Raw genomic sequence first — 3,393 nt, 5'->3', positions numbered from 1 at the left:
CCCCGTCAGGCCCGGAAGGGAGCAGCGGCAGCCGGTGATCCAGGTGCCGGGGTGCGGCTGGTTGGCGTCGCCACCCTATATTTCGGGCGCGCATGAGCGCCTACCTCGCGCTTGCCCGCCGCTGGCGGCCACAACACTTTGACGATTTTGTAGGGCAAGGGGCTGTGGTCGCTGCCTTGCGCCATGCCCTTGATTCCGGTCGCATTCATCATGCTTTTCTGTTCACCGGGACGCGGGGTGTCGGTAAAACGACCTTGGCGCGGCTACTGGCTAAGTGCCTGAACTGTGAGCGTGGTGTTAGCAGCAATCCTTGCGGAGAGTGCAGTGCCTGTCGCGGCATCGCCGCGGGAAATTTTGTTGATCTGCTGGAAGTGGACGCGGCGAGCCGCACCCGGGTGGATGAAACCCGTGACCTGCTGGACAACGTGCAGTACGCGCCTACGGTGGGTCGATACAAGGTGTACCTTATCGACGAGGTACACATGTTGTCCACGCACAGCTTCAATGCGCTGCTGAAAACCCTCGAAGAACCGCCGGAGCATGTCAAGTTTCTGTTGGCGACTACGGATCCGCAGAAACTTCCGGTAACCGTACTCTCCCGCTGTCTGCAGTTTAATTTGCGGAGGCTGGATATTCCGCAAATTCAGGGACGATTGCAGCAGATCATGGCGGCCGAGCAGCTACCTGCCGAGGATGCCGCACTGCAGATATTGTCCCGCGCTGCTGATGGGAGCCTGCGCGACGCCCTGAGTTTGCTGGATCAGGCCATTGTTCATGGTGGTGGCGTGGTTCAGCGTGATGGCGTGCTCGCGATGCTGGGGCGCAGCAGTGACGACGCAGTGCTGGGTCTGGTCGAAGCGTTGGTGGACCGGGATGCTGCGCAGGTATTTGCCATACTGGATGATCATCTGGCGCGAGGCATAGATGGCGCCGGCCTGCTCGATTTGGTCATAGAGGGCATGCACCGTCTTAGCTTGGCACAATTTCTTCCGACTGATCCGGAGGGTGATGGTGCGGAGGTGATCGTGCGCCTGCGCGAGCGGATCAGCCCGCTTACCCTGCAGTCCTGGTATTTTTTGCTGCTCTCGGCACGACGTGACTTTGCGCTTTATCCGGACCATCGGATGGCACTGGAAATGGCTTTTCTGCGGGTGTTGAGTTTTTCCGGACCGGACTCGCCGCCCGCGGCCCTTCCGAGCGAGGACAAGCGGTATCTTGTCGAGTCATCACCCCCGACGCACGAGTGCGCTACGCCCGAGGGGACTTCGCCGGTATCGCACCGTTCAGCACCCCTGTTATCCACCCGTTCGCGGGATGAAGTCCGGGAACCGCCGTTGAAGGTGACCGCTGCACTGCCTGAGAGGCCGGCCGACGCCGCACTTTCGACGGACTGGCGCCATATGGTGGAGGCGCTGGAGGTGTCGCCCATAATTGCTGAGTACCTGCGCTATGGACAAGCTTTGCGCTGCAATTCAGAGGTTGTGGAATTGGCCGTGGAGCCCAATTATTTGCCATTCCTCGTCAAGGCCGAGGCCCGCAGGGCATTACATCAGGCGCTTACTGCGTATTTTGGCCGGGAGCCGCGTCTGAACATCGTACCCCTGACCAAAGAGGCCGGAGTGGGGAGCCTAGTGCAGGAAGAGAAAGCGCGCGCGGCATCCCGGCAGGCTGAGGCGGAGGCACGCGTCGCCGTGGATCCACACATAGGCGCATTCCTGGAAGTTTTGGATGCCCGTGTGGAATCCATTGAAATTATGGCACCCGCCGCAAAGAGCGGTGCCGTCAGCTCACAGTGAAAAGTAAACAGGGAGGTAATGAAAGATGAAGGGCGGACTGGGAAATATCATGAAGCAGGCGCAGCAGCTCCAGGAGCGGTTGCAAAAGACGCAGGAAGAGCTTGCGCAGGTAGAGGTGCAGGGCCATGCGGGCGGTAATCTGGTGGAAGTCACTATGACCTGCCGACATGACGTACGGCGGGTTCGCATTGATCCCTCTCTGCTTGCCGATGGCGATCAGGAAATGCTCGAGGATCTCCTGGCTGCAGCCATTAATGACGCCGTGCGCAATGCCGAGAAGGTCAGCGCGGAGCGGATGTCGGAAGTGACTGGTGGCATGAATATTCCGGGCATGAGCCTGCCTTTCTAGGCACTTTATGGCGGACGTTCCGAGTATGGATGCCCTGGTGGCGCTGCTCCGCCGCCTGCCGGGTATTGGCCCGCGTTCGGCGCAACGGATCAGCTATGAGTTGCTGGTGCGCAAGCGCGATCTCATGCCGCAACTGGCCGCGGCCTTGCAGCAGGCCCATGCCGTGGTCTGTTTTTGTAAGCGCTGCAATAATCTGAGCGAAGCGCCATTGTGTGCCGTCTGTCGTTCCGACCACCGGGACCGCTCCATTTTGTGTGTTGTGGAATCCCCTGCTGATCTGCGTGCTATCGAAGATACGGGTGTATTCGTCGGCGAATTCTTTGTGTTGATGGGGCATTTGTCGCCCTTGGACGGCATCGGTCCCGAAGCCCTGCATATTGATCGCTTCAGCACGCGTTTGGGTGAAGCAGATTTGCGGGAAGTGATTTTCGCGACTAACCCTACCCTAGAAGGGGAGGCAACGGCCCAGTTTCTAGCGGGGCTGGTTCCTGACAGTATCACGATCAGCCGTATTGCACGCGGGGTACCGGTGGGTGGCGAGTTGGAATATGTTGACCGTAGCACCCTCGGGCGTGCGTTGCATGGTCGCCGCTTGCTTGATGACTAAGCACTTACCCATTATTTCGTAAATATAAAAGCAATTAAATTTTGAGAGGAAGCAGCGATCATGACAGCCACAGGAGTCACGCCTCCAGGCGGAAATGTGTTTTTTTTGCTGATGGGCGCCATTCTGGTGTTTGCCATGCACGGCGGATTCGCCTTTCTGGAACTGGGTACGGTACGCCGTCGCAGCCAGGTAAATGCACTGGTCAAAATTCTCAGTGATTTTGGTATATCCACCATCGTTTATTTTTTTGTGGGTTATCATATAGCCTATGGCATCAGCTTTTTCGGTGATGTGAAGACCCTGACCGCAGGCAATCATGGCTTCGAGATGGTGCGCTTTTTTTTCCTGCTCACCTTCGCCGCCGCGGTGCCAGCTATTATTTCCGGTGGTATCGCCGAGCGGGCGCGGTTTTATCCTCAATTGCTGGCAACGGCCTTTCTGGTGGGGCTGGTTTATCCCTTTTATGAAGGCATCGTCTGGAATAACCATTATGGCATTCAGGCCTGGTTTACCAGCACTTTTGGCGCGCCTTTTCACGATTTCGCGGGCTCGGTGGTGGTGCACGCCATGGGTGGATGGATGGCGCTGATGGCGGTCTGGCTGCTGGGTTCACGCAAGGGGCGTTACGGGAAAGATGGTGC

General features: G+C 58.1%; 3 protein-coding genes and 1 pseudogene. All 4 read left to right on the top strand.

The genetic code is table 11. The features are described from left to right. Positions 1–92: 92 nt before the first annotated feature. Positions 93–1,796 carry a DNA polymerase III subunit gamma/tau gene (dnaX, locus tag Q0C48_RS08680; protein ID WP_291523449.1) on the top strand — a complete coding sequence of 568 codons (1,704 nt, stop codon included), beginning with the start codon at positions 93–95 and terminating at the stop codon, positions 1,794–1,796. A gap of 25 nt (positions 1,797–1,821) precedes the next feature. After that, positions 1,822–2,145, top strand: a complete 324-nt coding sequence (locus Q0C48_RS08675; protein WP_291508342.1) for a YbaB/EbfC family nucleoid-associated protein — start codon at positions 1,822–1,824, stop codon at positions 2,143–2,145. A 7-nt stretch (positions 2,146–2,152) separates the two neighbouring features. After that, the gene (gene recR / locus Q0C48_RS08670) at positions 2,153–2,752 is read left to right on the top strand and encodes a recombination mediator RecR (RefSeq protein WP_291523447.1); all 600 of its coding nucleotides are present in this window, start codon (positions 2,153–2,155) and stop codon (positions 2,750–2,752) included. A 60-nt stretch (positions 2,753–2,812) separates the two neighbouring features. After that, positions 2,813–3,393 (top strand): annotated as a pseudogene (locus Q0C48_RS08665) (ammonium transporter); the annotation flags it as partial.

The sequence above is a fragment of the Acidithiobacillus sp. genome (genome assembly GCF_023255755.1).
Classification (GTDB): Bacteria; Pseudomonadota; Gammaproteobacteria; order Acidithiobacillales; family Acidithiobacillaceae; genus Acidithiobacillus.
Note: the sequence above shows the minus strand (reverse complement) of the source record. Positions and strands in the feature narration are given on the sequence as shown.